General features: G+C 62.1%; 23 protein-coding genes and 2 pseudogenes. 16 read left to right on the top strand and 9 right to left on the bottom strand.

Features of this window, described 5'->3' with window-relative positions:
* Nucleotides 1-24 precede the first annotated feature (24 nt).
* From ACHMXK_RS13785 to ACHMXK_RS13755, 7 genes and pseudogenes are all read left to right on the top strand, one after another.
* Nucleotides 25-871, top strand: a pseudogene (locus tag ACHMXK_RS13785) (GNAT family N-acetyltransferase).
* Nucleotides 871-1,734 (top strand): UDP-2,3-diacylglucosamine diphosphatase, encoded by an 864-nt coding sequence (locus tag ACHMXK_RS13780; RefSeq protein WP_397441129.1) that lies wholly within the window; start codon nucleotides 871-873, stop codon nucleotides 1,732-1,734. Before ACHMXK_RS13785 ends, ACHMXK_RS13780 begins: the two are co-directional and overlap by 1 nt.
* Nucleotides 1,731-2,795 (top strand): glycosyltransferase family 4 protein, encoded by a 1,065-nt coding sequence (locus ACHMXK_RS13775; RefSeq protein ID WP_397441128.1) that lies wholly within the window; start codon nucleotides 1,731-1,733, stop codon nucleotides 2,793-2,795. The genes ACHMXK_RS13780 and ACHMXK_RS13775 overlap by 4 nt, the downstream gene beginning before the upstream one ends.
* 97 nt (nucleotides 2,796-2,892) lie before the next feature.
* Complete coding sequence (gene ppk1 / locus ACHMXK_RS13770; protein WP_397441127.1) at nucleotides 2,893-4,995, top strand: polyphosphate kinase 1; 2,103 nt, start codon at nucleotides 2,893-2,895, stop codon at nucleotides 4,993-4,995.
* Nucleotides 4,995-5,468: a SixA phosphatase family protein gene (locus ACHMXK_RS13765; protein ID WP_397441126.1), complete on the top strand. Its 474-nt coding sequence runs from the start codon at nucleotides 4,995-4,997 to the stop codon at nucleotides 5,466-5,468. The genes ppk1 and ACHMXK_RS13765 overlap by 1 nt, the downstream gene beginning before the upstream one ends.
* Nucleotides 5,469-5,912: 444 nt before the next feature.
* On the top strand, nucleotides 5,913-6,329 hold the full coding sequence (locus ACHMXK_RS13760; protein WP_397441125.1) for a DUF4345 family protein: 417 nt from the start codon (nucleotides 5,913-5,915) through the stop codon (nucleotides 6,327-6,329).
* A gap of 107 nt (nucleotides 6,330-6,436) precedes the next feature.
* Nucleotides 6,437-6,926 (top strand): annotated as a pseudogene (locus ACHMXK_RS13755) (SgcJ/EcaC family oxidoreductase).
* A gap of 26 nt (nucleotides 6,927-6,952) precedes the next feature.
* On the opposite strand, the gene ACHMXK_RS13750 reads toward ACHMXK_RS13755, so the two are convergent.
* From ACHMXK_RS13750 to ACHMXK_RS13740, 3 genes are all read right to left on the bottom strand, one after another.
* A complete protein-coding gene (locus tag ACHMXK_RS13750; RefSeq protein ID WP_397441124.1) occupies nucleotides 6,953-7,159 on the bottom strand; it encodes a hypothetical protein in 207 nt (68 codons plus the stop codon).
* 274 nt (nucleotides 7,160-7,433) lie between these two features.
* Complete coding sequence (gene ppx, locus ACHMXK_RS13745) at nucleotides 7,434-8,930, bottom strand: exopolyphosphatase (protein WP_397441123.1); 1,497 nt, start codon at nucleotides 8,928-8,930, stop codon at nucleotides 7,434-7,436.
* Nucleotides 8,931-8,988: 58 nt separating this feature from the next.
* Nucleotides 8,989-9,666, bottom strand: coding sequence for a hypothetical protein (locus ACHMXK_RS13740; RefSeq protein WP_397441122.1), 678 nt, complete (start codon nucleotides 9,664-9,666; stop codon nucleotides 8,989-8,991).
* 40 nt (nucleotides 9,667-9,706) lie between these two features.
* Between ACHMXK_RS13740 and ACHMXK_RS13735 the strand changes: the two genes are divergently transcribed.
* Complete coding sequence (locus ACHMXK_RS13735) at nucleotides 9,707-9,919, top strand: hypothetical protein (protein ID WP_397441121.1); 213 nt, start codon at nucleotides 9,707-9,709, stop codon at nucleotides 9,917-9,919.
* A gap of 361 nt (nucleotides 9,920-10,280) precedes the next feature.
* Here the strand turns inward: ACHMXK_RS13735 and ACHMXK_RS13730 are convergent, their stop codons facing one another.
* A complete protein-coding gene (locus ACHMXK_RS13730) occupies nucleotides 10,281-10,763 on the bottom strand; it encodes a fasciclin domain-containing protein (RefSeq protein WP_397441120.1) in 483 nt (160 codons plus the stop codon).
* A gap of 194 nt (nucleotides 10,764-10,957) precedes the next feature.
* Between ACHMXK_RS13730 and pstS the strand changes: the two genes are divergently transcribed.
* The 7 genes from pstS (at nucleotide 10,958) to phoR (ending at nucleotide 17,696) form a co-directional block, all read left to right on the top strand.
* Nucleotides 10,958-12,001 carry a phosphate ABC transporter substrate-binding protein PstS gene (gene pstS / locus ACHMXK_RS13725; RefSeq protein WP_397441119.1) on the top strand — a complete coding sequence of 348 codons (1,044 nt, stop codon included), beginning with the start codon at nucleotides 10,958-10,960 and terminating at the stop codon, nucleotides 11,999-12,001.
* Nucleotides 12,002-12,116: 115 nt separating this feature from the next.
* A complete protein-coding gene (gene pstC, locus ACHMXK_RS13720; RefSeq protein ID WP_397441118.1) occupies nucleotides 12,117-13,082 on the top strand; it encodes a phosphate ABC transporter permease PstC in 966 nt (321 codons plus the stop codon).
* Complete coding sequence (pstA, locus tag ACHMXK_RS13715; RefSeq protein ID WP_397441117.1) at nucleotides 13,079-13,954, top strand: phosphate ABC transporter permease PstA; 876 nt, start codon at nucleotides 13,079-13,081, stop codon at nucleotides 13,952-13,954. The genes pstC and pstA overlap by 4 nt, the downstream gene beginning before the upstream one ends.
* A 12-nt stretch (nucleotides 13,955-13,966) precedes the next feature.
* Complete coding sequence (pstB, locus tag ACHMXK_RS13710; RefSeq protein ID WP_397441116.1) at nucleotides 13,967-14,749, top strand: phosphate ABC transporter ATP-binding protein PstB; 783 nt, start codon at nucleotides 13,967-13,969, stop codon at nucleotides 14,747-14,749.
* Between the two features lie 13 nt (nucleotides 14,750-14,762).
* Nucleotides 14,763-15,464: a phosphate signaling complex protein PhoU gene (gene phoU / locus ACHMXK_RS13705; protein ID WP_397441115.1), complete on the top strand. Its 702-nt coding sequence runs from the start codon at nucleotides 14,763-14,765 to the stop codon at nucleotides 15,462-15,464.
* A 181-nt stretch (nucleotides 15,465-15,645) separates the two neighbouring features.
* Entirely contained in the window at nucleotides 15,646-16,359 is a 714-nt protein-coding gene (phoB, locus tag ACHMXK_RS13700) for a phosphate regulon transcriptional regulator PhoB (RefSeq protein WP_397441114.1), read from the top strand.
* Nucleotides 16,356-17,696, top strand: a complete 1,341-nt coding sequence (phoR, locus tag ACHMXK_RS13695) for a phosphate regulon sensor histidine kinase PhoR (protein ID WP_397441113.1) — start codon at nucleotides 16,356-16,358, stop codon at nucleotides 17,694-17,696. Before phoB ends, phoR begins: the two co-directional genes overlap by 4 nt.
* Here the strand turns inward: phoR and ACHMXK_RS13690 are convergent.
* The 5 genes from ACHMXK_RS13690 to trxA form a co-directional block, all read right to left on the bottom strand.
* Nucleotides 17,656-19,041, bottom strand: a complete 1,386-nt coding sequence (locus ACHMXK_RS13690) for an MATE family efflux transporter (protein WP_397441112.1) — start codon at nucleotides 19,039-19,041, stop codon at nucleotides 17,656-17,658. The two genes, phoR and ACHMXK_RS13690, sit on opposite strands and share 41 nt — an antisense overlap.
* The gene (locus ACHMXK_RS13685; RefSeq protein WP_397441111.1) at nucleotides 19,038-20,807 is read right to left on the bottom strand and encodes a hypothetical protein; all 1,770 of its coding nucleotides are present in this window, start codon (nucleotides 20,805-20,807) and stop codon (nucleotides 19,038-19,040) included. The genes ACHMXK_RS13690 and ACHMXK_RS13685 overlap by 4 nt, the downstream gene beginning before the upstream one ends.
* 339 nt (nucleotides 20,808-21,146) lie before the next feature.
* Nucleotides 21,147-21,434: a type B 50S ribosomal protein L31 gene (locus ACHMXK_RS13680; RefSeq protein WP_397441110.1), complete on the bottom strand. Its 288-nt coding sequence runs from the start codon at nucleotides 21,432-21,434 to the stop codon at nucleotides 21,147-21,149.
* A gap of 191 nt (nucleotides 21,435-21,625) precedes the next feature.
* Nucleotides 21,626-22,888, bottom strand: a complete 1,263-nt coding sequence (gene rho / locus ACHMXK_RS13675; protein ID WP_397441109.1) for a transcription termination factor Rho — start codon at nucleotides 22,886-22,888, stop codon at nucleotides 21,626-21,628.
* Between the two features lie 267 nt (nucleotides 22,889-23,155).
* Complete coding sequence (trxA, locus tag ACHMXK_RS13670) at nucleotides 23,156-23,488, bottom strand: thioredoxin TrxA (RefSeq protein WP_318409573.1); 333 nt, start codon at nucleotides 23,486-23,488, stop codon at nucleotides 23,156-23,158.
* A gap of 114 nt (nucleotides 23,489-23,602) precedes the next feature.
* Between trxA and ACHMXK_RS13665 the strand changes: the two genes are divergently transcribed.
* Nucleotides 23,603-26,125, top strand: a complete 2,523-nt coding sequence (locus ACHMXK_RS13665) for a PD-(D/E)XK nuclease family protein (protein ID WP_397441108.1) — start codon at nucleotides 23,603-23,605, stop codon at nucleotides 26,123-26,125.
* Nucleotides 26,126-26,200 lie beyond the last annotated feature (75 nt).

Below are 26,200 nucleotides of genomic sequence, written 5' to 3'. Positions count from 1 at the left end.
GTGAGAAGACAACAAGGAGTCACCATGAAAGAACTGCCCAATCCAACCTTTGCATTGTCGCCAGTCGCAATGCCACGGGGGGTCACTTCATCAAAGCGGTCATGCTGTCGGTCCAGCCGCTGTTCAAGGGTCTGTCCTGGGGAAAATCCAGGTCAGCTGGGCCAGGCACCAGGACGAGGTCCGGCAGGCGCAACGCCTGAGGTACCAGGTCTTCGCCACCGAAATGGGGGCCACGCTGCCCAACACGGTACCGGGTCATGACATCGACCTGTTTGATGACTATTGCGAACACCTCTTGGTGCGTGACGAAGCCAGCCAGGAGGTTATAGGCACTTACCGCGTGTTGACGCCGACCCAGGCGAAACGCGCCGGCAGCACCTACAGCGACACCGAGTTCGACCTGACGCGTCTGCGCTTTTTGCGTCCGCGCATGGTGGAGCTGGGCCGCAGCTGTGTCCATGCCGATCATCGCCACGGCGGTGTGATCCTGGCCTTGTGGGGCGCGCTGGCCGAGTTCATGACGCGTAACCAGCTCGACACCATGATTGGCTGCGCCAGCATCCCGATGCAACACACGGGTGCGTCCAGCGGCCAGGCGGCGGCCAGCATCTGGCGCCAGGTCCGGCAAACCCATCTGGCGCCGATTGACTTCCACGTGACGCCGCGCCTGCCGTTGCCGGTCGAGCAGCTCGATGACTCGCTGGACGTGGAGCCGCCGGCGCTGATCAAGGGTTACCTGCGCCTGGGCGCCAAGGTGCTGGGCGCGCCGGCCTGGGACCCGGATTTCAACTCCGCCGACCTGCCCATGATGATGCGTATTGCCGATTTGCCGTCGCGTTATCGCAAACACTTCGCGGGCAAGGGGGACTGATGCGTAGCTTTTTTGACAAACTCGGCCCGCTGAACCAGGGCTTCACGCCGGACGATGGCGATGAGGACGAAGACCTGGCGCTACGCAAGCGTTACCGCAGCATTTTTATCTCCGACCTGCACCTGGGCACACCGGGCTGCCAGGCCGCCGCGCTGCTGGACTTTCTGAAAGCCCATCCCAGCGATTACCTGTATCTGGTCGGCGACATCGTGGACGGCTGGCAGTTGCGGCGCAAATGGTACTGGCCGCAGTCGCACAACGATGTGGTGCAAAAGCTGCTGAGGCGCGCCCGCAAAGGCTGCCGCATTGTGTATGTGCCGGGCAACCATGATGAGTTTGCGCGTGAATTTATAGGCCACCAGTTCGGCGGCATCGAAGTGCTTGAAGACGCGGTGCACACCACGGCCGATGGCCGCAATTTGTGGGTGGTGCATGGCGACTATTTCGATGCGGTGGTGCAATGCGCCAAGTGGCTGGCTTATGTGGGTGACAACCTCTATGAGTTCACGCTCAAACTCAACCGTTACCTAAACAGCCTGCGCGCGCGCATGGGCCTGCCTTACTGGTCCTTGTCCGCCTACCTCAAGCAAAAAGTCAAAAGCGCGCTGAACTACGTGACGGATTTTGAAATCGCTGTCGCCAGCGAAGCCCGCCGCCGCGGCCACCAGGGCGTGGTCTGCGGCCACATCCACCGTGCCGAGATGCGTGACATCAACGGTACTTTGTATTGCAACGACGGCGACTGGGTCGAAAGCCGCACCGCGCTGGTCGAACACTTCGACGGCACGCTGGAGCTGCTGCACTGGGCGCCCACCCACGAAACCCAGGGCCGCGGCCATGTCGCCAGCACGGTGACCGCATGAAGCTCGCACTGATCACAGACGCCTGGCAGCCGCAGGTCAACGGCGTGGTGACCACCCTGGTGGAGCTGGTGCGTGAGCTGGAGCAACTCGGCCACCAGGTCGAAGTGATTCACCCCGGCCTGTTCAAGACCCGGCCTTGCCCGGGTTATGCCGGCATAGACCTGGCGATTCGCCCCAAGGTTTTGCTGGCCGAAAAGCTGGACAGCCTGCAGCCCGACGCGATTCATGTGGCCACCGAAGGCCCGCTGGGCTGGGCCGCCCGCAGCTACTGCCGCCGGCGGGGTTTGCGTTTCACCACCGCGTTCCACACCAAGTTTCCGGAAATCCTGAACGCCGCCTTGAAAATCCCGCTCTCCTGGGGTTACGCCTTGTTTCGTCACTTTCACAAAGCCTCGTCGGGCGTGATGGTGCCTACCCACGGGGTGTTAAGCATGTTGCAGCAGCGGGGTTTTCGCCATCTGTGCAGTTGGACACATGGCGTGGACACGCGGCTGTTTGCGTATGAGCCAGAGCCGGGACTTTACCCGCCAGCCGGGCCCCTGGTTCGACCGGTGTCTCTGTTTGTGGGCCGGGTGTCGTATGAAAAAAACATTGAAGCTTTTTTGCAGCTGGAGCTGCCGGGCAGCAAGGTGGTTTGTGGTGTCGGGCCGCTGGAAACCTCGTTGAAAGCGCGTTACCCGCAGGTGCACTGGCTCGGGGTCTTGCCCCGGGACGAGTTGGCCCGGGTCTACGCGGCGGCCGATGTGTTTGTTTTTCCCAGCCGATCCGAAACCTTTGGCCTGGTGATGCTGGAAGCCATGGCCAGTGGCACGCCGGTCGCGGCTTTTCCAGTGGACGGCCCGCTGGAGGTGCTGGGCACGCCCGATGGCCGTGTCCACGGCGGGGTCATGCATGCCGATTTGAAGCAGGCCTTCGAAGGCGCCCTGGCGGTTCCGCGACATGAGGCGCGCGCCCGTGCGCTGGATTTCAGCTGGGCGCATGCGGCGCGACTGTTTGAGGGCTATCTGGTGCCCAGCCAGCCGCAACGGGATGACAAACCTGTGACGGTGGAGGCCCTTTGAGCAAAAGGGCCTTGTCGCACAATTGTCATATTGTTGTCATCTAAGGACGCAACACTAGCAACAAGTCAATTGGATTACAAAAAGATCACAGGTCCGCATGTCCCCATCTTCCGCGCCTCCATCGCCTGTTGTTCCCGCTACCGTCCAGTTTCTGGACCGCGACCACAGCATTCTTGCCTTCAACGAGCGGGTGCTGGACTGGGCTAAGCGGGCGGACGTGCCGCTGCTGGAGCGTTTGCGCTTTTTGTGTATTGTTTCCTCCAATCTGGACGAGTTTTTTGAGGTCCGTGCCGCGCTGCATTTGACGGCGGCCCAGGCCAAGGAGCAAAAAGGCCTGTACACCACGGCAACTTTCCGGGCGCTGGCGGCCGCCGCCCACGACATGGTGGCGCGCCAATATGCCTTGTACAACGACGAGTTGATGCCGCTGTTTGAGCAGCAGGGCATCAAATTGGTGTCGCACGGGGACCGCAACGCGACGCAAAGGCAGTGGGTCCAGGCCTACTTCGAGCGTGAGGTCAGGCCGCTCTTGATTCCGGTCGGGCTGGATCCGTCGCACCCGTTTCCGCAGGTGGCCAACAAGTCGCTCAACTTTATTGTCCGCCTGGGTGGGAGTGATGCTTTTGGCCGCGAAAACGACATCGCCATCGTCAAGGTGCCGCGCGTCTTGCCGCGGCTGATACGCATGCCGGACAAGGTCTCCGGGAAGTTCACCTGTTTTGTGTCCCTGTCCAGCGTGATCCGCGCCCATCTGAGCGAGCTGTTTCCCGGGCGTGAGGTCGGGCAGTTCTCGCAGTTTCGCGTGACGCGGCATTCCGATCTGGCCGTCGACGAAGACGATGTCAAAAACCTGCGCACGGCCTTGCGCCTGGGCCTGGAGCAGCGGCATTACGGACAGGCGGTGCGGCTGGAGGTGTCGGCCGGCTGCTCGAAATATTTGTCCGATTTTTTGCTGGGCCAGTTCAACCTGCCGGAAGCGTCGCTCTACCGTGTGCATGGTCCGGTCAACCTGGTGCGCCTGACGCAACTGGTGGACTTGATCAACGACCCGCGTCTGCTGTTTCCTGCCCACAAGGCTTGTTATCCGACACAACTGGTGCCCGGCGAGTCGTTTTTTGAACGCCTCAAGCGTGGCGACGTGTCCATTCACCAGCCGTTTGAGAGTTTTGACGGTGTGCTCGACTTCCTGCGGGAAGCGGTGAACGACCCGCAGGTGCTGGCCATCAAGCAAACCATTTACCGCACCGGCACCGATTCCGAACTAATGGTCTTGCTGCGTGAAGCGGTGCGGCGCGGCAAGGAAGTCATGGTGGTGCTGGAGTTGAAAGCCCGCTTTGACGAGGAAGCCAATATCAACTGGGCCGAGATGCTGGAGTCCATCGGTGCGCAGGTGGTGTACGGCGTGGTGGGCCTCAAGACCCACGCCAAAATGCTGGTGGTGACGCGGCGTGAAGGCCAGCACCTCAAGCGTTATGCCCACCTGTCTACCGGCAACTACAACCCCAAGACGGCCCGCTTGTACACCGACATCAGCTACCTCAGCGCCGACCCGGCCTTGACCGCCGACATCGACAATGTGTTTGTGCACCTGGCCAGCCAGAGCAAACTGCCCAAGTTGAATCGCCTGTGGCTGGCGCCGTTTCAGCTGCAGAAAAAGCTGATCGAAAAAATCGATGCCTTAGGCGAGGCGGCCGCGCTTGGCAAGGAGTCCCGCATCGTCGCCAAAATGAATGCGCTGACCGACGAAGACCTGATGCTGGCCCTGGTCAAGGCCGGGCAGCGCGGTGTGAAGATTGACCTGGTGGTGCGCGGCGCCTGCATGTTGCCGGCCCAGGTGCCGGGGGTGACCGACAACATCCGGGTGCGCTCCATCATCGGCCGTTTTCTGGAACACTCGCGCGTTTTTTACTTCCGCTGCGAGGACGAAGAAACGCTGTATTTGTCCAGCGCCGACTGGATGAACCGCAACATGCTCAGGCGGGTCGAGCTGGCCTGGTCGGTGACCGATCCGCAGATTCGCCAGCGCATCATCGACGAGTGCCTGGTGGCCTACCTGCATGACGACCTGGATGCCTGGGACCTGCAGCCCGACGGCACTTACCTGCGTGTTCATGCCTTGATACCAGGCGAGCCACACGGCGCCCAGGCTGCGCTGATGGCGCGTTATTCGAACGGCAACGCCGGGACGGAGCGTTCGTGATGGACCTGATCCTGTGGCGTCACGCAGAGGCTGAAGACTGGCCGCCGGGTGAGGATCTTGGCCGCAGCGATCTGGAACGCTCCCTGACGCCACGCGGCGAAAAGCAGGCGGCCCGCATGGCCGGCTGGCTGGACCGGCAACTGCCGGAGCGTGCCCGTATCCTGGTGAGCCCGGCGCGCCGCTGTGAACAAACCGCGCTGGCGCTGGGGCGCAAATACAAAATCCGCGCGGAACTCGGCCCCGATGCACCGCCGGCGCAATTGCTGGAGCTGGTGCAATGGCCGCTCAACAAGCTGCCCATCCTGGTCATTGGTCACCAGCCCACGCTGGGACAGACGATTGCCCAGTTGCTGGGCTTGAAAGACAGCGATTGCCCGGTGAAAAAGGGCGCGCTCTGGTGGCTGCGTCACCGGGAACGCGAAGATGGTACGCAGACCGTGGTGGTGACGGTACAGTCGCCTGAACTCCTCTGAATCGCCGCAAGCTGGGTGAGTTGGGGTCCTGCTACCCAGCCCCCGGGTGGTGCTCACATCGCTCTGGCCCACCAAGGCCTTGACCGTTCGAATGTCGACGCCCGACTGGAACAGGTGGGCGCAAAACATGGTGGCGCAGCGTGTGAAACGATACATTTTTTACCGAGTCTGTCAGCCAAAGTGCCTGCTTCAGGCTCCGCTGCAAGCGCTTTTCAAACAAGTCTGCACCCCCCGGCGTATTTTGGCCTGCATGAATTTACAGAATCTTGCGCGGGACCCCAATAGACAAGCCAACAGCAGGGTGTTTTAGTGTCCAAGTGAAACCGAGGTCACCGATAGATGCCGCAGGTTTTTCGGCGACCCTGGCCTCAGGCCTGACGTCGAAGCCGCAATGAGGCTAGTTTGCTTGTCATCTGGCGCACCTGTGCCGAAGGAGAGAATCAAGTGAATCCAAACACCACGCTGCCCCTCAGTCAACGTATTGTTCAGGTCTGCCTGTTTCTGGTGGCGGCCATCGCCATCTCCGGTGGCGCGCTGCAGATGTACCTGGGCCAACCCGACACCACGCCGCGGCTGGACAACGTCCACCGATTCATGGCGGGTGTCTACTTCTCCACCGGCGTCATCAACTTTTGGGCTGCGGTGACTATTCGCCGTCAGGGAACCCTTGTTTTCCTGCTCGCATTGGGTGTGTTGCTTGCCGGCATTGGACGGCTCGTGTCCATCGGTCAGGTGGGCCTGCCGGAACCTGCGGCTGTCTGGCTCGGCTACCTCATTCCTGAGTTGTTGTTGCCCGTGATCATCACCGTTGCCCAGCTCGCCACCCGTCGCCATGTATTGCAAGCTGCCCATTCGGCCTGAGCCTCCAGTCCAGCGGACGCTGCGCAGTAAAGCCGCGTTATGAAGCTTGAGGGCTCGCTCAGCTTCCAGGTCATTCCTCTTTGCCCACGCACCCCAAGGAGCTTTTGATGAAACTTTTGTCCTCAAGTCTGTTTTTTGTTGCCGCAACCCTTGCCGGCTGTGCCTCCAACCAGGTCGCTCAGACCAATGTGCAAGGCGCACGCACAGAGAACTGCAAGGCAACGTCCGATGCGGAAATTGCGTCACTGTTCGATCGCTGGAATCAGTCCTTGCAAACCGGGGACCCGCACAAGGTGGTCGCCAACTACGCGGAGCGGTCCATCCTCTTGCCCACGGTTTCAAACAAGCCGCGTCTCACACCAGAGGAAAAAAGAGGATTACTTCAAGTCCTTTCTGGAAAGCCGCCCCTCGGGCAAGATTGACTTGCGAACCATTGAGCTTGGGTGCAACACCGCGGTGGATGCGGGTCTTTATACATTCACGTTTGCCAAGAGCGGGACAAGGGTCAGCGGACGCTACACCTACACCTATCGCTGGACTGGTTCGGCGTGGCTCATCACAAGCCACCATTCCTCAGTCATGCCTGAGAAGTCGTAGCGCCGGAGCCGTCTCGCGGTGTGGCCCTAAACCGTTGACGGCCGGCCAGTCTTGATGGCCGGGACCTCGGCCAGCGCCACCAGAAACGCGACATCATTCATGGCCGCCAGAGCCTTGATGCCGGCCCGGAGCAACTCGCTTTTCTTGACCGGACGGGCCAGCGCTGTCCCACGCTGCTTGAGTTCGTCCAGCACCCCATATTCGGTCTTGGGAATGGTGAAGCTGTCGCGCACCAGCTTGGGCTTTTTGGCTTTGACGGGTTTTGCCGGCTTGGGTGCGGGGGCCGGTTTGGCGGCTGGTTTTTGGCCGCAAGCGGCTTGGGGGCCGGGCGGGTGACCGCTTGCTTGCGTCCAATTTTCCTGGAAGCTGTGCCTGCTTTTTTCAGCGGTGTCGCGGTTTTTTTTGCAGTTGCCATGAGTCTTGCCTTTGGGTGTAAACGGTTTATACAGTTTATGCCTTTGAGGACAGACCCGTCAAATCACGCGTGCCGCGTGCGCCGCGTTTTTTCTAAATCCCGACCAGTTGCAGTGCCCAGGGTGTTTTCTGCCAGGCCAGCACTTCTTCACGCAGCAGGTAGGCCGATTGCGGGTAGGTGCCGGCCCAGCCGGTGCGGGACTTCAAGACAAAACGCTGGCGGTCGAGGCCGCCTTCAAGCTGCAGGCCCTTGGTGTCGGGGTCACGGCGCGCATGGCAGAGGATCACGGCCAGCCGCAGGCACAGCAGTTGTTGCACAAACACTTCGTCGTTGAAGTCGGCTTCCAGCTTGCGCAGCTTGCCGCGGTGGCCCAGCACCAGCAGGCCCAGGCGGTGCAGCTCGGGCAGGGCAAAGCCCGGCGCGTCGGCATTGTCCAGGATGTAAGCGCCATGTTTGTGATAGTCGCTGTGTGAAATATGGCTACCAATTTCATGCAATTGGGCGGCCCAGTCGAGCTTGCGCTGAAAACGCGCCAGCTCGGCTGGCGGCAAGTTGCTGCCGGCCTGCTGGAACAGGGTTCTGGCGATTTTGCTCACGCGTTGCGCCTGCGCGGCATCCACGTCGAATTTTCGGGCCAGGCGCTGCACCGTGGTGGAGCGCAGGTCGGTCGTGTCCTGTTCTCGGTCCAGCAGGTCGTACAACACGCCGTGGCGCAAAGCCCCCTGGGCCACCTGCATGTGTTCGATGGCCAGGAGTTCAAACGTGGCCCGCAAGACGCTGACACCGCCGCCTATCACGGCGCGTCTGTCTTCCTTCATGCCGTCCAGCTTGAGGCGGTCTGCACTTTGGGCTTTGAGCAGGCGGTCCAGCAACCAGTCCAGTCCATCGCGTGTGACCAGGCCCGGCGGCCAGCCCGCGGCGCTCAGCACCTCGCTGACGGCGCCCACGGTGCCCGACGAGCCATAAGCCATGTCCCAGCGGCTGGGGCGGTACAGGCTGACGGCTTCGTCCAGCACCGCTTTGGCGGCGACCTCGGCGGCCTCGAAAGCCGACGCGCTGAACTGACCGTTGGGAAAATATTTCATGGACCAGGCCACGCTGCCAACCTGGTAAGACTCCATGGTCAGCGCATCCAGGCCTTTGCCCAGAATCATTTCGGTGGAGCGCCCGCCTATGTCGATGACCAGGCGTTGTTCGTCGGACTGCGGCAACATGTGGGCCACACCCTGGTAAATCAGGCGGGCTTCTTCGCGGCCGGAAATCACGTCGATGGGAAACCCCAGCACCTGGTGGGCGGGGATCAAAAACTCGTCGCGGTTGCGGGCTTCGCGCAGCGTCTGGGTGGCGACCGCGCGGATCTCGCGCTTTTTAAAGCCGGCCAGGCGTTCCCCGAAACGCGCCAGGCAGTCCCAGCCGCGCTGCATGGCCTCCGGCGTGAGATTGCCGTCGCCGTCCAGGCCGTTGCCCTGGCGCACGGTTTCCTTGAGGTATTCGGTGCGGAGTATCCGTCCGTGGTCGAGGCGGCCTATTTCGAGGCGAAAGCTGTTGGACCCGAGGTCCACCGCAGCGAGGCGGGTTCCGTTTTGCATGTGCGAGTGTCTGTGTGGGGGCCCAGCATAGCACTCGCGTGGCACCCGCATTCTGGCTTTACCCGATCAAGCGGCCGTCCACTGTCAGCATGCTTTGCGTGACGTAGGTGCTGCTTCGGCGTTGCGGGTTGAACTGGACCCGGAAACCACCCACATCGAGGTTGTTGCGGCGCTGAAAAGCCGCCAGCACGTTTTGCCGCGTCAAGACGCCGTCGATGTCGGCCAGCACGTCGTGGGTGTAGCGGGCGGCGATGTAACCCGCCAGGCTCAGGGAGGTGGGCGGCTCGTCAAACAGACGGGCCAGGGTTTCGCGGTAAGCCCGCACCACCGGCAGGCTGGCGTTGACCATGGGCACCGGCTGGGTGGCGATGACCGGCGTGTTGCGGGCGGCACCCATTTGCTGCATGGTCTGCAGGTTGACGTCGGCCAAGGCCACGATGTAACGCTGGCGCGCCTGTTTTTCCAGCCCCTGCGTGAATTCGGCCAGTTCCGGTGTGCCGCCTATAAACAGCAACACGGCCGGCGTGCGGGGCGTCAATTGTTGTCCCAGGGCCCGGAGGTTGTCGGCGCCGCGAAACGCCTGCAGGCTGAGTTTCATGCCGCTGGCAATACGCTCGACCTCGCCGTGATACGCCGTGTACGCCTGGGGCGAGGCATAAACTGCGCCCAGCTCCTGCAAACCCATCACCGACAGCGTTTTCAGGGCATGGGCAATTTCGCTCCTGGCGCGCCGCAAAAATCGGAAAGGTCTGCTGATCGACGTCCAGGCTGGCGTTTTGCAGCCAGGGCGCCGCATGGGCCAGGCCCAGGCCGTCCTGCTTGAGTTGCGCCACAACCTGGCTGGCCATCTGGTCGCCCACGCTGCCGGACAACACCACACAGGCGCTGTTGTCCCGGATGCGGGCGAGGGCGTTGCGCAGGCTGGCCGCTGTGCCGTCGGTTTCCAGCGCCAGATGCTGGACCTGGCGGCCGCGTATGCCGCCGCGTGAGTTGATGTCCTGCCAGGCCGCGCGCGAACCGATCAGGAAGTCTTTGGACACGTCTTGTTGCGCCAGCGAATAGTCCACCACCTGGGCCACGACCAGGCTGCGTGCTGTGTTGGCGGCCTTGCCGGGCTGGGCCCAGGCGGGCAGGGCTGCGCCGGCGGCCAGCCCTGCTGCGCCTTGCAAGGCCTGGCGGCGGCTGATGGTGGGGGTCTGAAAAGGCATGGGGATTCTCCCGTGGCAGCGCCACGACGATGTTGTTTGCTATGAATGTGATAGCTGGCTGTGCCCGTTGTATATGGGCTGTAGCCTTAAAAGGCTTAAGACTCTTGCAACAGGGCCGGCACAAACGCCGGCCCGTCGCGCTTTACTTCTTTTTCGGCGGCAACATCACGCGGTCCACGCTGTGGATCACGCCGTTGGTGGCGGCCAGGTCGGCGGTTTGCACCATGGCTTCTTCCACTGTCACGAATTCGCCGGCTTTGCCCAGTGCCAGGCTGGCGCCGTTCAGGGTTTTGACGGCGCTGGTTTTGACATCGGCGGCCACCAGTTTGACGGGCAGCATGTGGTAAGTCAGCACCTCTTTGAGCAGCACCGGGTCTTTGGCCAGCGCATCCATGGTTTTTTGCGGCACGGCCTTGAAGGCCTCGTTGGTAGGCGCAAACACGGTGAACGGACCGCTGCCCTGGAGGCTAGGGGCCAGGCCGGCTTTCACGACCAGGCCGTTGAAGGTGCTCAGCGAGGGCGTGGCCGTCAGGGTGTCGGCGACCGACACGGGCGCGGGAACCGAGGCACAGGCGGACACAAGGGCGGCGACAGCCGCGACAAACAATACACGACGTTGAAACATGAGGGTGACTCCTAGTTAAGAAACAGCCCGAGAATAGGGAGTCTTCGTGACAAAACCGTGACGCTCGCAACCCCTGGCGCGCCGGCCGGCGCGTTCAAATGGGGTGGAGACGCAGGAAAATCGGCACTGTCATACCGTTGTCACACAAGCTTCCTACAGTTCTTACATCTTTCATTAACTCAAGAGGTGTACGAATGAAGCTGATTTTCAAAGCAACGATGGCTGGTGTGGTGGCCTTGACGGCCCTGTCTTTCAGCGTGGCGGCCAGCGCCCAGGATGTGACCGGCGCCGGCGCTTCCTTTCCTGCACCGATTTACGCCAAGTGGGCCGATGCCTACAACAAGGCCACTGGTGCGCGCATCAACTACCAATCAGTCGGCTCCGGCGCCGGCATTCGCCAGATTCGCGGCAAGACCGTTGATTTCGGCGCTTCCGATGCGCCGCTGACCGACGCCGAACTGGCCAAGGACGGCTTGTTGCAGTTTCCCACCGTGATCGGTGGCGTCGTGCCCGTGGTCAACATCAAGGGCATCGCTGCCGGCCAGATCAAATTGACCGGCGCCGTGCTGGGCGATATCTACCTGGGCAAGATCACCAAGTGGAATGACGCAGCCGTGACCGCCCTGAACCCGGGTGTGCCGCTGCCGGATGCCGCGATTGCCGTGGTGCGCCGCGCCGATGGTTCCGGCACCAGCTTCATCTTCACCAACTACCTGTCCAAGGTGAACCCCGAGTGGAAAGCCAAGGTCGGCGAAGGCACGGCCGTGAACTGGCCGACCGGTGCCGGTGGCAAGGGCAACGAGGGCGTCTCGGCTTTTGTGCAGCGCCTGCCCAACTCCATCGGTTATGTGGAGTACGCGTATGCCAAGCAAAACAAGCAGGCCCACGTGACCATGCGCAATGCCGCGGGCACCTATGTCCAGCCCAGCGACGGCGCCTTCAAGGCCGCCGCCGCCGGTGCGGACTGGAACAAGTCCTTCTACCAGATCCTGACCGAACAGCCCGCCAAGGATGCTTGGCCCATCACCGGTGCTAGCTTCATCATGATGCATGCCAAGCAGGACAAGCCCGGCCAAGCCACACAGACGCTGAAGTTCTTCGACTGGGCATACAGCAGCGGCGACAAGATGGCCGACGAGCTCGACTACGTGCCTATGCCTGATTCGGTCAAGGCCGTGATCCGCCAGTCCTGGAGCAAGATCACCGACGGCACCGGCAAAGCGGTCGCCACCAAGTAAACCCACCCTGTGCAGGCGAAGCGGCTGATGCCGTTTCGCCTTTTTTTTCGACGTCCAGGAGACTACCGTGGCAGCTACACTTCCTGCAAGTTCATACAGCAGCAGAGAGACAACCATGTCCGTCCCGCCAACCCCGACCCAGCGTCGCTCCAGCCGCACGGCTGACCTGGTTTTTGAGTGGGCAGCCCGGCTCGCGGCCATCACCACCTTGCTGCTTCTGGCGGCCATCATCCTGTCGCTGATCCTGGGCGCCTGGCCGGCGATCAAGGAATACGGCCTGAGCTTTCTCTGGACCTCCGAATGGGACCCGGTCCAGAACAAATACGGCGGCCTGGTGATGATTTACGGCACCTTGATGACCTCGCTGGTGGCGCTGGTGATCGCGGTGCCCGTCAGTTTTGGTATCGCCCTGTTTTTGACCGAACTTTCGCCGCGCTGGCTCAAACGACCCTTAGGTGTGGCCATCGAGTTGTTGGCGGCGGTGCCGTCCATTGTTTACGGCATGTGGGGTCTGCTGGTGTTTGGCCCCATCCTTGCCCAGTATGTGCAGGCACCTTTGCAAGCCGCGTTTGGCGATGTGCCTTACCTGGGCACACTGTTTTCCGGCCCGCCTGTGGGTATCGGCATCCTGGCGGCCGGCATCATCCTGGCCATCATGATCATTCCTTTCATCGCCTCGGTGATGCGCGATGTGTTTGAAGTGACCCCGCCCATGCTCAAGGAGTCGGCCTATGCGCTGGGCGCCACGACCTGGGAAGTGGTGTTCAAGGTGGTGTTGCCTTATACCAAGGCCGGCGTGATAGGCGGCATCATGCTGGGCCTGGGCCGGGCGCTGGGTGAAACCATGGCCGTGACCTTTGTGATCGGCAACTTCAACCAGCTGGATTCCTTGTCGCTGTTCCAGGCGGCCAACAGCATCACCTCGGCCCTGGCCAACGAGTTTGCCGAAGCCACCGAAGGCCTGCACCAGGCGGCGCTGATTTACCTCGGCCTGGTGCTGTTTTTCATCACCTTTGTGGTGCTGGCGCTGTCCAAACTGCTGCTGTCGCGTCTGCAAAAAGGCGAAGGAGTCCGTACATGAGCACCACCCCGCTCAACGCCGTGCAACAGGCCCGGCTGGCGAAATTCCGCAGGCGCAAGACCCTGAATGTGGTCGCCATCACCTTGTCGATGGGCGCCATGGCTTTTGGCCTGTTCTGGCTGGCCTGGATTCTGTTTGAAACCTTTCGCCTGGGCCTGGGCGGGCTGAACCTGGCCTTGTTCACCGAGATGACACCGCCACCGAATGCCGAAACCGGCGGGCTGGCCAACGCCATTTTTGGTTCCCTCACCATGGTCTTGATGGCGACCTTGCTGGGCACACCCATCGGTGTGCTGGCCGGTATTTACCTGGCCGAATACGGCGCGCATACCCGCCTGGGCAAACTGACCAGTTTCATCAACGACATCTTGTTGTCGGCCCCGTCCATCGTGGTGGGCCTGTTTGTGTACGCGCTGGTGGTGGCTCAGGTCAAAAGTTTTTCCGGTTGGGCCGGCATCGTCGCGCTGGCGTTGCTGATCATTCCGGTCGTGATCCGCACCACCGACAACATGCTCAGGCTGGTGCCCAACGCCTTGCGCGAAGCCGCTTATGCCCTGGGCAGTCCCAAATGGAAAGTGGTCATGGGCATCACTTTGCGGGCGGCCCAGGCGGGTGTGGTGACCGGGGTGTTGCTGGCGGTGGCACGGGTGGCCGGAGAAACCGCGCCGCTGCTGTTCACAGCGCTGTCCAACCAGTTCTGGACCAGCGACCTGAGTCAGCCCATGGCCAGCCTGCCGGTGACCATTTTCAAATTTGCGATGAGCCCCTTCGAGAACTGGCAAAAACTGGCCTGGGCCGGTGTGTTGCTGATCACGCTGAGCGTGCTGGCCTTGAACATCCTGGCTCGCCTGATGTTCAGAAACAAAAACTGAGGAAAACCCAAGATGCACACATCCACCGTGGCACGTAACGAGTCGATCAAGATGTCGGTTCGCAATCTGAATTTTTATTACGGCAAGTTTCACGCGATCAAGAATGTCAGTCTGGACATTCCGGAGAAAAAGGTCACGGCTTTCATCGGCCCGTCGGGCTGCGGCAAGTCCACCTTGCTGCGCACCTTCAACCGCATGTACGAGCTTTATCCCGACCAGCGCGCCGAAGGCCAGGTCATGATGGGCGGCGAAAACATGATCACGTCCAAGGAAGATGTGTCGCTGATACGCGCACGTATCGGCATGGTCTTCCAGAAACCCACGCCGTTCCCGATGTCGATTTATGACAACATTGCTTATGGCGTGAAGTTGTTTGAAAGCCTGAGCGCCAGCGACATGGACGAACGTGTGGAATGGGCACTGGGCAAGGCGGCCTTGTGGAACGAGGTTAAGGACAAGCTCAACCAGAATGGCGCCAGCCTGTCCGGCGGCCAGCAGCAACGCCTGTGTATTGCGCGCGGCATTGCGATCAAGCCCGAAGTGCTGCTGCTTGACGAGCCCTGTTCGGCGCTGGACCCCTTGTCGACCGCCAAGATTGAAGAGCTGATTGCCGAGCTGAAGAAGGACTACACCGTGGTCATCGTGACGCACAACATGCAGCAGGCCGCCCGCTGCAGCGATTACACCGCCTATATGTACCTGGGTGACCTGATCGAGTTCGGCGCCACCGAGGAGCTTTTCTTCAAGCCCAAGCGCAAGGAAACCGAAGACTACATCACCGGCCGTTTCGGCTGATCGGGAGCACAACATGCCAGACAAACATTTATCCACCCAGTTCGACAGCGAACTCAATGCCGTGTCCTCACGCGTGATGGAGCTGGGCGGCCTGGTCGAGTCCCAGATTCGCCTGGCGATTCATGCGCTGTCGCAGTTCAGCGCGGAAACCGCCAACCAGGTGATCGAGACCGAAGCCCGGGTCAACGCCATGGAAATCGACATTGACCGCGAATTGTCGTCCATCATTGCGCGCCGCCAGCCGACCGCACGTGACCTGCGCCTGCTGATCGCGATTTCGAAAACCACGGCCAACCTGGAACGTGCCGGCGACGAGGCTGAAAAAATTGCCCGCATGGTCAAGTCCATCATCGAAAGCGGCGCCTCCCGCACCTTGCCTTCGTCCGAGCTGAAAGTCGCGGCCGAACTGGCGTCGGGTCTGCTGCGCAAGGCGCTGGATGCGTTTGCCCGGCTGGACACGGCGGTGGCGGTCTCCATCCTGAAAGAGGACGACCTGATCGACCAGGAGTTCGATGGTTTTGTGCGCAAGCTCATCACCTACATGATGGAAGACCCGCGCACCATTTCCCCCAGCCTGGATTTGCTGTTTGTGGCGAAGGCGATTGAGCGGGTTGGTGACCACGCGAAAAACATCGCCGAATTCATCATCTACATCGTCAAGGGGGCCGATGTCCGGCATAGCCCGATGGACCAGATCGAGTCAGCAGTCAAGTGATGCCCCCACGCTTGTCACTTCGTGTACTACGCTGCCCCCCGGGGGGGCGCTGCGCCTGCGGCCCGGCAAAGCCGGTTCCGCGGCCCCGGTTGGTGAAGAGGGCGCTCCCGTATTCCGTTCGTCCTGAGCCTGTCGAGGGATGGGGTGGCCCGGTGAGAAACCCAATGAGCTTGACGGACCTATGAAACATCAGCCACGTATATTGATCGTCGAAGACGAACCCGCGATCGCCGAACTGATTGCCATCAACCTGACGCATGGCGGTTTTTTACCGGTGATTGCCGGCGACAGTGTTGCCGCGCAGCGTGAGCTGGATGCGGTGTTGCCCGATGCCATCTTGCTCGACTGGATGTTGCCCGGGCAAAGCGGTCTGGCCCTGGCGCGCCATTTGCGCAAGGACGCGCGCACCAAGGCCATCCCGATTTTGATGTTGACGGCCAGGGGCGACGAGCCGGACAAGGTGGCCGGCCTGGACGCCGGTGCCGACGACTACATCACCAAGCCGTTTTCCACGCAGGAGTTGCTGGCCCGCATTCGTGCGGTGTTGCGCCGACGCGCGCCGGAATCGGTTAACGACAGCGTGGCCGTTGGTGAGTTGCTGCTCGATGCCGGCACCCACCGCATCTCCTACCAGGGCCAGGAGCTCAAGCTGGGGCCGACCGAGTTCAAGCTTTTGCACTACCTGATGAAACATGCCGAGCGCGTGCACAGCCGTAGCACCTTGCTCGACAAGGTCTGGGGTGACCATGTGTTCATCGAGGAACGCACGGTTGATGTCCACGTCAAACGCCTGCGCGAGGCGCTGGGTGCGGCCGGCGTCATGGTGGAAACGGTACGCGGTGCGGGTTACCGCTTGACCGCGCAAGCCCCCGCTTTGTCAGCGTCACGGGCATGATCAATCGCTGGATGATTTTTGTCGCCTGCCTGTTGCTGGGCGCGGGCGGGGGCTGGTGGCTGGCCGGTAAAGACGGTTTGACGACCGGGCTCTTGCTGGCCGCTGCAATTTGGTTGCTGCAGGACAGCCTGAAGATGGCGCGTCTGCTGACGTGGTTGCGCCGCGAGCAAAGTGCCGATCAGCCCGGTGTGCCGGCCGGTGAAGCACCTAGCCTGGGCGGCGTCTGGGGCGAGTTGGCGGACCGGGTCCGGCGCCTGTTGAGAAACCGCGATCGCCAGTATCAGGACAGCCAGGCCCGCCTGAATGAATTTTTGTCGGCGATGCAGGCCTCACCGAACGGCGTGGTGTTGCTGGACGCGGAAGGCCGCATCGAATGGTGCAACCAGACGGCGGCCCAGCATTTTGGCTTTGATGCCAAACGTGACGTGATGCAGCACATTGCCAACCTGGTGCGTGATCCCGCGTTTACGGCCTACCTGTCCTCCGGCGATTTTTCAGCCGATGTGGTGATTCCCGGCGGTTCGTCGACACCGGCGCGGCCCGTCAAGCTGTCGGTGCACCTGCATGCCTACGGCAACGAGCGCAAACTGCTGCTGTCGCGCGACATCACGGCGCTGGAGCTGGCCGAAGCCATGCGCCGCGACTTTGTGGCCAATGTGTCGCATGAAATCCGCACACCGCTGACCGTGTTGTCGGGTTTTATCGAAACCTTGCAAACCCTGCCGCTGCAGGAGCCCGAACGCACGCGTTACCTGGGTCTGATGGCGCAGCAGTCGCTGCGTATGCAAACACTGGTCAACGACTTGCTCACCTTGTCCCGCCTCGAAGGCAGCCCGCTGCCGGATACCAGCGGCTGGGTCAGCACCGCCGCCTTGATGGTGCAATGTGAGCAGGAGGCACGCGCGTTGTCGGCCCTGTTGACCGCCGACGGTCATCGGCTGGTGTTTGAGGCTGGACCGCCTTGCGAACTGGCGGGCTCGCACAACGAATTGCTCAGCGCGATGTCCAACCTGGTGACCAATGCCGTGCGTTACACGCCGCAAGGCGGCCAGGTCATGGTCAGCTGGACGCTGCTGGACGACGGACGCGGTCGGTTTCAGGTGCAGGACAGCGGACCCGGCATTGCCGCGGAACATATCCCGCGCCTGACCGAACGGTTTTACCGCATCGATCGCAGCCGCTCGCGCGAGACCGGTGGCACCGGGCTGGGCCTGGCGATTGTCAAACATGTGGCCCAGCGCCATGGAGCCGAACTGCAGATTGAAAGCCAGCCGGGTCACGGCTCGCGGTTTGCGATTATTTTTCCGCTGACGCGGGTGCGGCCGAGTCAGACCTAGGCGCTGTCGTCAAGCTGCGCCTGACCGCGTGCCAGAGCAGTCCTGCAAAACACAGGGCGACCGCGCCCAGGGCCACGGTGCTGACGGCCCAGAAACTGCTGGCCGACTGGGTGGCCGGCCAGGCGCCCCATCCCTCATAGGCCAGCGTATAACCCCCGAGCAGACCCACGCCCCAGAGCAGCACGCTGTAGAGCAGCAGCGGCGTCAGGGTGATGCGGTAGCAACGCAGCAAAAAGGCGCACAGGGCCTGAATGGCATCGGCCAGATGGTAGGCCGCCACCCACAGCAGCAGGCCCGAACCCAGGGCCACGATGGCCGGGTTGCGCGAGTAAAGGCTGGCGATGACTTCATTTGCTATAAAAAGAGTAGCTGAAAGCGCAAGTGCAATAAGGGCTGTCAGCCTGAAACCTATCCAGACCACATGCCGGGCCTGGTCCGGGCGGCCGGCACCTATCCAGAACGACACCCGGGCGCTGCAGGCCAGGGCCGTGGACAGCGGCACCATGTACATCACGGCCGTGACACTGGCCGCGATCTGGTGGCTGGCCGTGGCCACCGTGCCCAGTCGGGCGATGAACAGCGCCATCAAGGTAAACGAGGTGACCTCGACCAGGTAGGCCATGCCACCCGGAACACCCAGGCGAGCGAAGGCACCGATCTGGCGCCAGTCGGGCGCTTCCATGGCGGCCCACAGTTGATAGGGCCGGTACAAGCCCTGGGTGCGCAGCATGATCACGGCCACCAGCAGCAAGCCGTAGTTGACCACCAGGGTGGCCCAAGCGCAGCCGACCACACCCATGGGTGCCACGCCGGCGCCGCCGGCCACCAGCCAGACCGACAGGGGCAGCTTGAGGAGCAAGGCCCCCAGTTGCAGCCAGGTCACCAGCAGGGGCCGGCCTAAGGACTGGTTGAAGGTGCTGTACACGCGAAACAGCAGCGAGGGCATCAGGGCCACGGCCAGCACTGCCAGGTAAGCCTGCACCTCGCCCCGCATGGCCTCGGGGACCTCTGCCCAGCGCAGCAGCGGACCGGGGAACAGCAAAGCAGCCATGCCGGCCAGCGTGAGAAAAATGCACAGGTACAGGCTTTGTCTCAGCGATGGCCCCAGGGCCGCCGGCTGGCGCGCACCGTGGAGTTCGGCCCAGATGGGTAGCAAGGCCTGCACGATGCCGATCAGGCCAACATAAACGCTGACGTAGATCGCCGAGCCCACGGACAGCGCTGCCAGGGCCTGGTCACTGTAGCGGCCGGCAATGACGGTGTCAGCGACGCCAAAAGCCATGACGGCCAGTTGGCCCACCAACACCGTGCCGGCGTGCCTGAGAATGACTTTGAGTTCGCTCACGGCCGACGGCGAGCCGGCGCAGCTGTTGATGTGGCCGCCTGGTCGGGCGTGGCCACGCTGACGCGTTTGTACAGCGCGACGTTTTCGCTTTTGTCGGTGGGCCGGCGCAAGGTGGCCAGGTAAGCCCATTCGGGCATGTCGACGACCTTGCTCACCGTGTCTTGCGAATCGACATCCACCACCAGGTAGGGGCAGCTCGCTTTGGGGCCGGCCAGGCGCAATTGGAGGTTGCCATGGTATTGAAAGGCCGCCATCTGGCCGCTGTTCAGGCCATACACCTCGACGCAGGCCTGCGGGTCGACCCGGGCCGCGAGCTGACGCGACAGTGGCGCGTAGCTGCGGGCGTAGTCCAGCAACGGCAGCCACAGGGTCATCAGCAGCAGCCAGCACAAGGTCGCACCGCCGGCTGGCAGTACCATGGATTTCCAGACCGCCGTGCGCTGGCGGCCGGCGCGCCATTTGACCAGCCAGGCCCAGGCCAGGGTGGCCCCTGCCGCCGCCAGAAAGGCCAGCCAGGAAAAGCTCGGTTCAAAGCCCGGTGCCAGCTTGGCGACGTTGGCCGCCGGTTGTTTGGGCATGCCGGTCTGCATGGCGATCCAGATCACCCAGATGATGCTGGCGCAGCCGGTGAAAAAGAGCAGGGTGAACCAGTCGATCAGCGAAGCGACACTGCGTTTGAGTGTGGGCAGGGCAAAGGCGGCGAGGGCCGCCAGCGGCGGCAGGCTCAGCAGCAGGCTGCGGTCGGAGGCGGTGGTGGTCAGGGTGGCGGCGATGGCCACGATGGCAAACCACAGTGGCAAAGCCACATGCCGGCTGGTCAGTTGCCGGCGCCAGCGCCACAAGGTCCAGGCCGCCAGCGGCCAAGTAGGCCAGGTGAACCAGATCAGCAAACGCCCCAGGCTGCGCCATTCCTTGAGGTCGGCGGGCGTACTCAAGCCAGCCATGTCGATACGCCAGCGCCACAGATCCAGCCCATAAGACAGGAAGGCGACGGCCAGGGTCAAGGTTCCGGCCAGCAGTGCCCAACGCCAGGCCTGGGCGGGCTTGTCTTCAGGCAGGACATCTTTCCTGCTGTTGAGGGCGATCAGGGTGCTGCCGGCGCCCAGCAGAACAGCCACGGTGGGGGCACCGCTCAAGGCCAGCCCGGCCAGTCCGATCGTCAGGCCCAGGGCGGGGCCAATGATTTGGGAGGCGCTGCGGTAGGCACTGGCCGCCATGGCATAAAACACCAGTGTCGTGAAGCCGAGTTGGGCCAGCGCCGGCGTGGTTTCATGCGAGAGCTGGGCCAGGCCCAGGCTGGCAATCAGAGCCAGCAAGCCGGCGTCAGCAATGGCCCTGGCGTAGTCGATGGGGCCGGCTTCGCCGCCAAAGGCAAACGCCACAGGCTGGGCCTGCGGGCTGCGGGCCAGGTAATAAATCGCGTACCAGGTGGCCAGCAGGGTCATGGCCAGCAACAGGCCAAAGGGAATCCGTGCGGCAAAAGCGGAGTCGAAAAAAGGCAGGAGCTTGATCGCCAATGCGCCCAGCCAATACGGCGCCAGCGCTTCAAATTCGCCAGCTTGCCCCAACAACTGGGGGTGCAGCCAGCTGGCGTTGCCGACAGCCAGCTCGCGCATGGTGCCGAAGGCCGCGATGTCGGCGGTTTTCCAGGGGCCACGGCCCAGGAAGCCGGGCAGCACATAGGCCACACAAAACAGCAGCAGGGCAAGCCGGGGCAGGCGGCGCACCGCAGACTGGGCAATGATGGCTGGCGAAGGTTTGTTCACAAGCTGGAAATCTCAGTTGGACGCGCCCGAGTGGGCTGTCATGGGGTGGGCTGGCAAGGCGAGACGACGCAGCGGGCTGATGCCCGCAAGGAGGAGCAACGCCGCCAGTGCGCGCCAGGGCGGCGCAATCGGGTGCGTAGCGCTGTTACCCAAAAGGTAAATTCGTGCGTGACCGAATAAGCGTGCGTTCATGAGGTCTTGCCAGCGGCTAATAAGCGGTTAACTGGGGTTTCAAGCTTGAGTTGCTCGGGGTCAAACAAGGAATGCCCGATTTTCGGGCAAAAAAAAGCAGCCTGACATTCAGGCTGCTTTTTCTGTGAGCTGGACGAAGGTCGCAGCTTATTCGGCGGCAGGCGTTTCGGCAGCAGCGGTCTTGGCGGTAGTTTTGCCAAAACGGTTGCGGAACTTCTCAACGCGACCACCCATGTTGTCCACGGATTTTTGTGTGCCGGTGTAGAAGGGGTGCGATTCGCTGGACGTATCGAGCTTGTACAGGGGCAACTCGCGACCGTCTTCCATTTTCACCATTTCTTTGGTGTTGGCGCAGGAGCGTGTCACAAACTTGAAGTTGTTGGACATATCCAGGAAACAAACTTCGCGGTAGTTGGGGTGAATGCCGTCTTTCATGATCTTTTCCTTGTTCGTTATGGCAGCCACCCAAACCAGTTCCGGGCACTTTCCATGAAGCCCACTATTATGACACGAAATAGTGAGATTTCGCCAGCAGGGGCCGCGGAACCGGCTTAGCCGGGCCGCAGGCGCAGCGCCCCCTCGGGGGGCAGAGAGCTACACGCAGTGAGCGAACGTGGGGGCTCTATCTAGCCGCCGCGACGCATCATGTCGAAGAACTCGTGGTTGTTCTTGGTGGCTTTCATGTTTTTCAGCATCAGCTCCATGGACTCGATTTCGTCCATGTTGTACATGAATTGGCGCAAAATCCGCGATTTTTGCAGGATTTCCGGGGCCAGCAGCAGCTCTTCCTTGCGGGTGCCGCTGCGGTTCAAATGAATCGCCGGGAACACGCGTTTTTCGTACAAGCGGCGGTCCAGGTGGATTTCGCAGTTGCCGGTGCCTTTGAATTCTTCAAAAATCACCTCGTCCATGCGGCTGCCGGTATCAACCAGCGCGGTGCCTATGATGGTCAGGCTGCCGCCTTCTTCAATCTTGCGCGCGGCGCCGAAGAAACGTTTGGGGCGCTGCAGGGCGTTGGCATCGACACCGCCGGTCAACACTTTGCCGGATGAAGGCAGCACATTGTTGTAGGCGCGGGCCAGGCGGGTGATGGAGTCCAGCAAAATGACCACGTCTTTGCCGAGTTCGACCAGACGTTTGGCGCGTTCGATCACCATTTCTGCAACATGCACGTGGCGGGCGGCGGGCTCGTCAAAAGTGGACGAAATCACTTCACCGCGCACGCTGCGCTGCATTTCGGTCACTTCTTCAGGACGCTCATCGACCAGCAGCACCATCATGACCACTTCGGGGTAGTTGGCGGTGATGGCGTGGGCGATGTGTTGCATCATCACGGTCTTGCCGGACTTGGGCGGCGCCACCAGCAGGGCACGTTGGCCTTTGCCGATGGGGGCGATGATGTCAATGATTCGGCTGGTCAGGTTTTCTTCACCCTTGATGTCGCGCTCTAACTTGAACTGCTCGCGCGGGAACAGCGGCGTCAAGTTCTCGAACATCACCTTGTGCTTGTTGGCTTCAGGCGCGCCGTCGTTGACCTTGTCCAGCTTGTTCAGTGCAAAGTAGCGCTCGCCGTCTTTCGGGGTGCGCACTTCGCCTTCGATCATGTCGCCGGTGTGCAGGTTGAAGCGGCGGATCTGGCTCGGGCTGATGTAGATGTCGTCCGTGCTGGCCGTGTAGCTGGAGTCCGGCGCACGCAAAAAGCCGAAGCCGTCGGGCAGCACTTCGAGCACGCCGTCAGCAACGATGGTTTCCCCGGTTTTGGAACGTTTCTTGATGATGGCAAACATCAATTCCTGTTTGCGCATGCGGCCAGGATTTTCGATCTCAAGGGCTTCGGCCTGCTTGAGGACTTCAGACACGTGCAGCGCCTTGAGTTCGTTTAAATGCATGGGGAAACCTTGCGTGAAGTGAACTCCTCGCGGAGTCATTTAAAAAACGGGGGAGGTTTGAAAGGAAAGCTAGAAGGGCTTCACAAACCGGGAACTCGAACCAACCGGCAGCAGCCAGTCAGCGAACAAGGGCATTATGACAGGAAAATGAGAGGCTTCATCAGGGCGTTGGAGGCCTGGTCACAGGCGCGGCCGATTTGCCCCGGATGGGAGGGCGCGCGAAAGAAGCTGCGTGGGGACAGCTTCTTTCGCGACGCCGGACATGGCTCAGGCCAGTTGCTGGTCGATGAAGGCGGTCAACTGGGCCTTGCTCATGGCGCCGACCTTGGTGGCGGCCAGCTGGCCATCCTTGAACAACATCAGGGTCGGGATGCCGCGAATGCCGAACTTGGCGGGGATGTCGCGGTTTTCATCGACATTCATCTTGGCGATTTGCAGTTTGCCTTCATAACCTGTGGCAACTTCGTCAAGAATGGGGGCAATCATTTTGCAAGGGCCGCACCATTCGGCCCAGTAGTCCACCAGCACAGGTTTGGAAGCTTGCAGCACATCGGCTTCAAAGGTGGCATCGGTGGTATGTTTGATCAGGTCGCTGGCCATGGCATGTCCTTTGGGGAAGGGTTCAGGAAATTTCTAGGTAATAGAAGCTAAAGTTGCAGGCATTGTGGCAGAAACCAAGTCCCCCCGCCGTTCCCCAAACCCCAAATCCTCCCTATGAGCGTGATAGTCAAACCCATGGCCGCAGTGCCAGGCCCCAGCGAGCCCAACTGGCAACAAGTGATGGCACAACTGGCCGCCTTGCTGCAGGAACGTGGTGTCCATCCGGCGCGCGCCGTGGTGCTGCTGCCTTATGTACAACTGATTCACGAGGCCAAAAGCGCCTGGGCCAGTGCGGCCGGCGGCACCCACTTTGTGCCGCGTTTCGAGTCGACCATGAACTGGGCCACCAGCCTGGGCGGCTTCGAGCCGTCCGACGGCGACTGGCGCGGGGACGTGGCGCGCGACGTGTTGACCGCCGCCTCGCTGTTGACGCGGGCCGGCCTGGGCGCGCACAAGGAGGCCTTCGCGGCCCGGCTGGTCGAAGCGGCCGCATCGCTGGCCAAGCTGGCCGCGGCCGTGCCGCCCGAACAGCGCCTGGCCTGGGGTGCGCAGATGAGTGCCTCGCTGGGCACCGGCATGGACTCGTCGCTGCTGCAACTCGAAGCCGCGCTGGGCCAGATCGCGCTGACCTGGGTGACCCACTCCAGCTATCCCTCGGATGTGCTGTTTTCGGAACAGGCGAGTGGGCCGGTGGACTTGCTGGTGGTGCTGGAAGGTTTTCAGGCCGAGCCGGTGACCGAGGCGCTGAAAACCCATTTCGGCGAGCGCGCCGTGGCCATTCCCCTGAACCTGCCCGGCGCGCCGCATGTGCCGGCCTTACATGCCGCACCCGACTTTGAAGCCGAGGCGCAACGCGCCGCCGCCTGCGTGATGGCGCATTTGGCACAGGGCCGCAGCCCGGTCGCGCTGATTGCGCAAGACCGTGAACAAACCCGCCGCGTGCGTGCCATGCTGGCGGAGCGCGGCATTGCCCTGCGTGACGAAACCGGCTGGAAACTCTCCACCACCCGCGCAGCCGCCACCTTGATGGGTTTGCTGCGCGCCTTGACTTGGAACGCCAGCACCGATGCCGTGCTGGACTGGCTGAAAAACGCCCCGGCCTTCGAGGCGAGCACCGTCATGGCCGCCGAGAAAGAACTGCGCCGCGCCGGTGTGCGTGAATGGCGCGGCATCTACGCCTCGCTGCTGGCCAGCAGCGCCCTCATGCTCCGTTGGCAAGAATTGCGCGAGCCCTTGCAGCGCGCAAGGCCGTTGGCGGTCTGGTTGCGTGATTTGCGCGCGGCCCTACAACAGGCCGGGCAGTGGGAGGTCCTGGTGCTGGACGTGGCCGGCCAAGCCGTGATGGATGCCTTGCGCCTGCACGAAGGCGCTGAAACCGAGTTTGACGACGCCGAAGGGCGCATGAGCCTGGCCGAGTTCAGCACCTGGGTCAACCAGGCGCTGGAAGCGGCCAAATACATGCCGGTGCACCCAGGCCAGGCGCAGGTCGTGATTCTGCCGCTGAGCCAGTTGCTGGGTCGCAGCCTGCAAGCCGTGGTGCTGCCCGGCTGCGACGAGGTACACCTGCCGGTCTCGCCCGAACCTGTCGGCCAGTGGACCCCGGCCCAGCGCGAGTTGTTAAGCCTGCCTTCGCGCGAGGCCGAAACCGCCGCCCAACGCGCGGCCTGGCAACACGCTTTGCGGTTTCCGCATCTGGACGTGCTCTGGCGCGAAAGCCAAAACGGCGAACGTTTGATGCCCAGCGGTTTTGTGCAGGAAATTGTGTTGCAACACGCCCCCGCGCTGGCGCCCGATCCGCGTGTGTTGCGGCCACTGGACATCCGTCCCACGCCGCGCCCCATGCCAACCGGCGCGGCGCTGCCGGTCCAGCGCCTGTCGGCCAGCGCGTACGAAGACTTGCGGCGTTGCCCGTATCGCTTTTTTGCCCTGCGCCAATTGAAGGTGCAAGAGGCCGACGAGCTGGACACTGAACTCGGCAAGCGTGATTTCGGCAACTGGCTGCACAGCTTGCTCAAGATCTTCCATGAGGCACTAAAAGCCGAACCCACCCCCGATCTACAAGCGCGGGTAGCTATGATTAATAGAGCGGCGGATGAAGCCGCCAAGGCGCTGGGTCTGAGCGACAGCGAGTTTTTACCCTTTGCCGCGAGCTGGCCGCGGGTGCGCGAAGGCTATCTGGACTGGCTGACCGGGCACGAGGCCGAGGGCGCGGTGTTTGAGGCGGCCGAGGTGTCCTGCGAGGTGCCGCTGGGTGACCTGACCCTGATCGGCAACCTGGACCGCATAGACCGCCTCGCCGATGGCAGCCGAATGGTGATCGACTACAAAACCGAAAACCGCGCCACCACCGCAGAACGTCTGAAACAGCCGCAGGAAGACACCCAGCTGGCTTTTTACGCCGGGCTGCTGAACGACGACACCTTGGCTGCGGCTTACGTGAACCTCGGCGAAAAAGAAGCCACACGCACCTACGAACAACCCGACATCGTGGCGCTGCGCGACGAGTTGCTGGAAAGCATTCTGAGCGACATGGCGCGTATCGCCGATGGCACGCCGCTGCCGGCGCTGGGTGAAGGCAAGGCCTGCGACTACTGTGCAGCACGCGGCCTGTGCCGCAAAGACTTCTGGAATAACTGATGCCCCCACGTTCGTTCACTTCGTGTAACTCTCTGCCCCCCGAGGGGGCTGCTGCGCCTGCGGCCCGGCTAAGCC

Source organism: Polaromonas sp. UC242_47 (assembly GCF_044452385.1).
In the GTDB taxonomy this organism is placed as follows: Bacteria; Pseudomonadota; Gammaproteobacteria; order Burkholderiales; family Burkholderiaceae_C; genus Polaromonas.
This window is presented reverse-complemented; position numbering and strand designations above follow the sequence as displayed.

What these genes read in the sequence shown, in the direction of transcription:
- ACHMXK_RS13780 (WP_397441129.1), top strand. Translation starts at nt 871, where the DNA reads ATGCGTAGCTTTTTTGACAAACTCGGCCCGCTGAACCAGGGCTTCACG.
- ACHMXK_RS13775 (WP_397441128.1), top strand. Translation starts at nt 1,731, where the DNA reads ATGAAGCTCGCACTGATCACAGACGCCTGGCAGCCGCAGGTCAACGGC.
- ppk1 (WP_397441127.1), top strand. Translation starts at nt 2,893, where the DNA reads ATGTCCCCATCTTCCGCGCCTCCATCGCCTGTTGTTCCCGCTACCGTC.
- ACHMXK_RS13765 (WP_397441126.1), top strand. Translation starts at nt 4,995, where the DNA reads ATGGACCTGATCCTGTGGCGTCACGCAGAGGCTGAAGACTGGCCGCCG.
- ppx (WP_397441123.1), bottom strand. Translation starts at nt 8,930, where the DNA reads ATGCAAAACGGAACCCGCCTCGCTGCGGTGGACCTCGGGTCCAACAGC.
- ACHMXK_RS13730 (WP_397441120.1), bottom strand. Translation starts at nt 10,763, where the DNA reads ATGTTTCAACGTCGTGTATTGTTTGTCGCGGCTGTCGCCGCCCTTGTG.
- pstS (WP_397441119.1), top strand. Translation starts at nt 10,958, where the DNA reads ATGAAGCTGATTTTCAAAGCAACGATGGCTGGTGTGGTGGCCTTGACG.
- pstC (WP_397441118.1), top strand. Translation starts at nt 12,117, where the DNA reads ATGTCCGTCCCGCCAACCCCGACCCAGCGTCGCTCCAGCCGCACGGCT.
- pstA (WP_397441117.1), top strand. Translation starts at nt 13,079, where the DNA reads ATGAGCACCACCCCGCTCAACGCCGTGCAACAGGCCCGGCTGGCGAAA.
- pstB (WP_397441116.1), top strand. Translation starts at nt 13,967, where the DNA reads ATGCACACATCCACCGTGGCACGTAACGAGTCGATCAAGATGTCGGTT.
- phoU (WP_397441115.1), top strand. Translation starts at nt 14,763, where the DNA reads ATGCCAGACAAACATTTATCCACCCAGTTCGACAGCGAACTCAATGCC.
- phoB (WP_397441114.1), top strand. Translation starts at nt 15,646, where the DNA reads ATGAAACATCAGCCACGTATATTGATCGTCGAAGACGAACCCGCGATC.
- phoR (WP_397441113.1), top strand. Translation starts at nt 16,356, where the DNA reads ATGATCAATCGCTGGATGATTTTTGTCGCCTGCCTGTTGCTGGGCGCG.
- ACHMXK_RS13680 (WP_397441110.1), bottom strand. Translation starts at nt 21,434, where the DNA reads ATGAAAGACGGCATTCACCCCAACTACCGCGAAGTTTGTTTCCTGGAT.
- rho (WP_397441109.1), bottom strand. Translation starts at nt 22,888, where the DNA reads ATGCATTTAAACGAACTCAAGGCGCTGCACGTGTCTGAAGTCCTCAAG.
- trxA (WP_318409573.1), bottom strand. Translation starts at nt 23,488, where the DNA reads ATGGCCAGCGACCTGATCAAACATACCACCGATGCCACCTTTGAAGCC.
- ACHMXK_RS13665 (WP_397441108.1), top strand. Translation starts at nt 23,603, where the DNA reads ATGAGCGTGATAGTCAAACCCATGGCCGCAGTGCCAGGCCCCAGCGAG.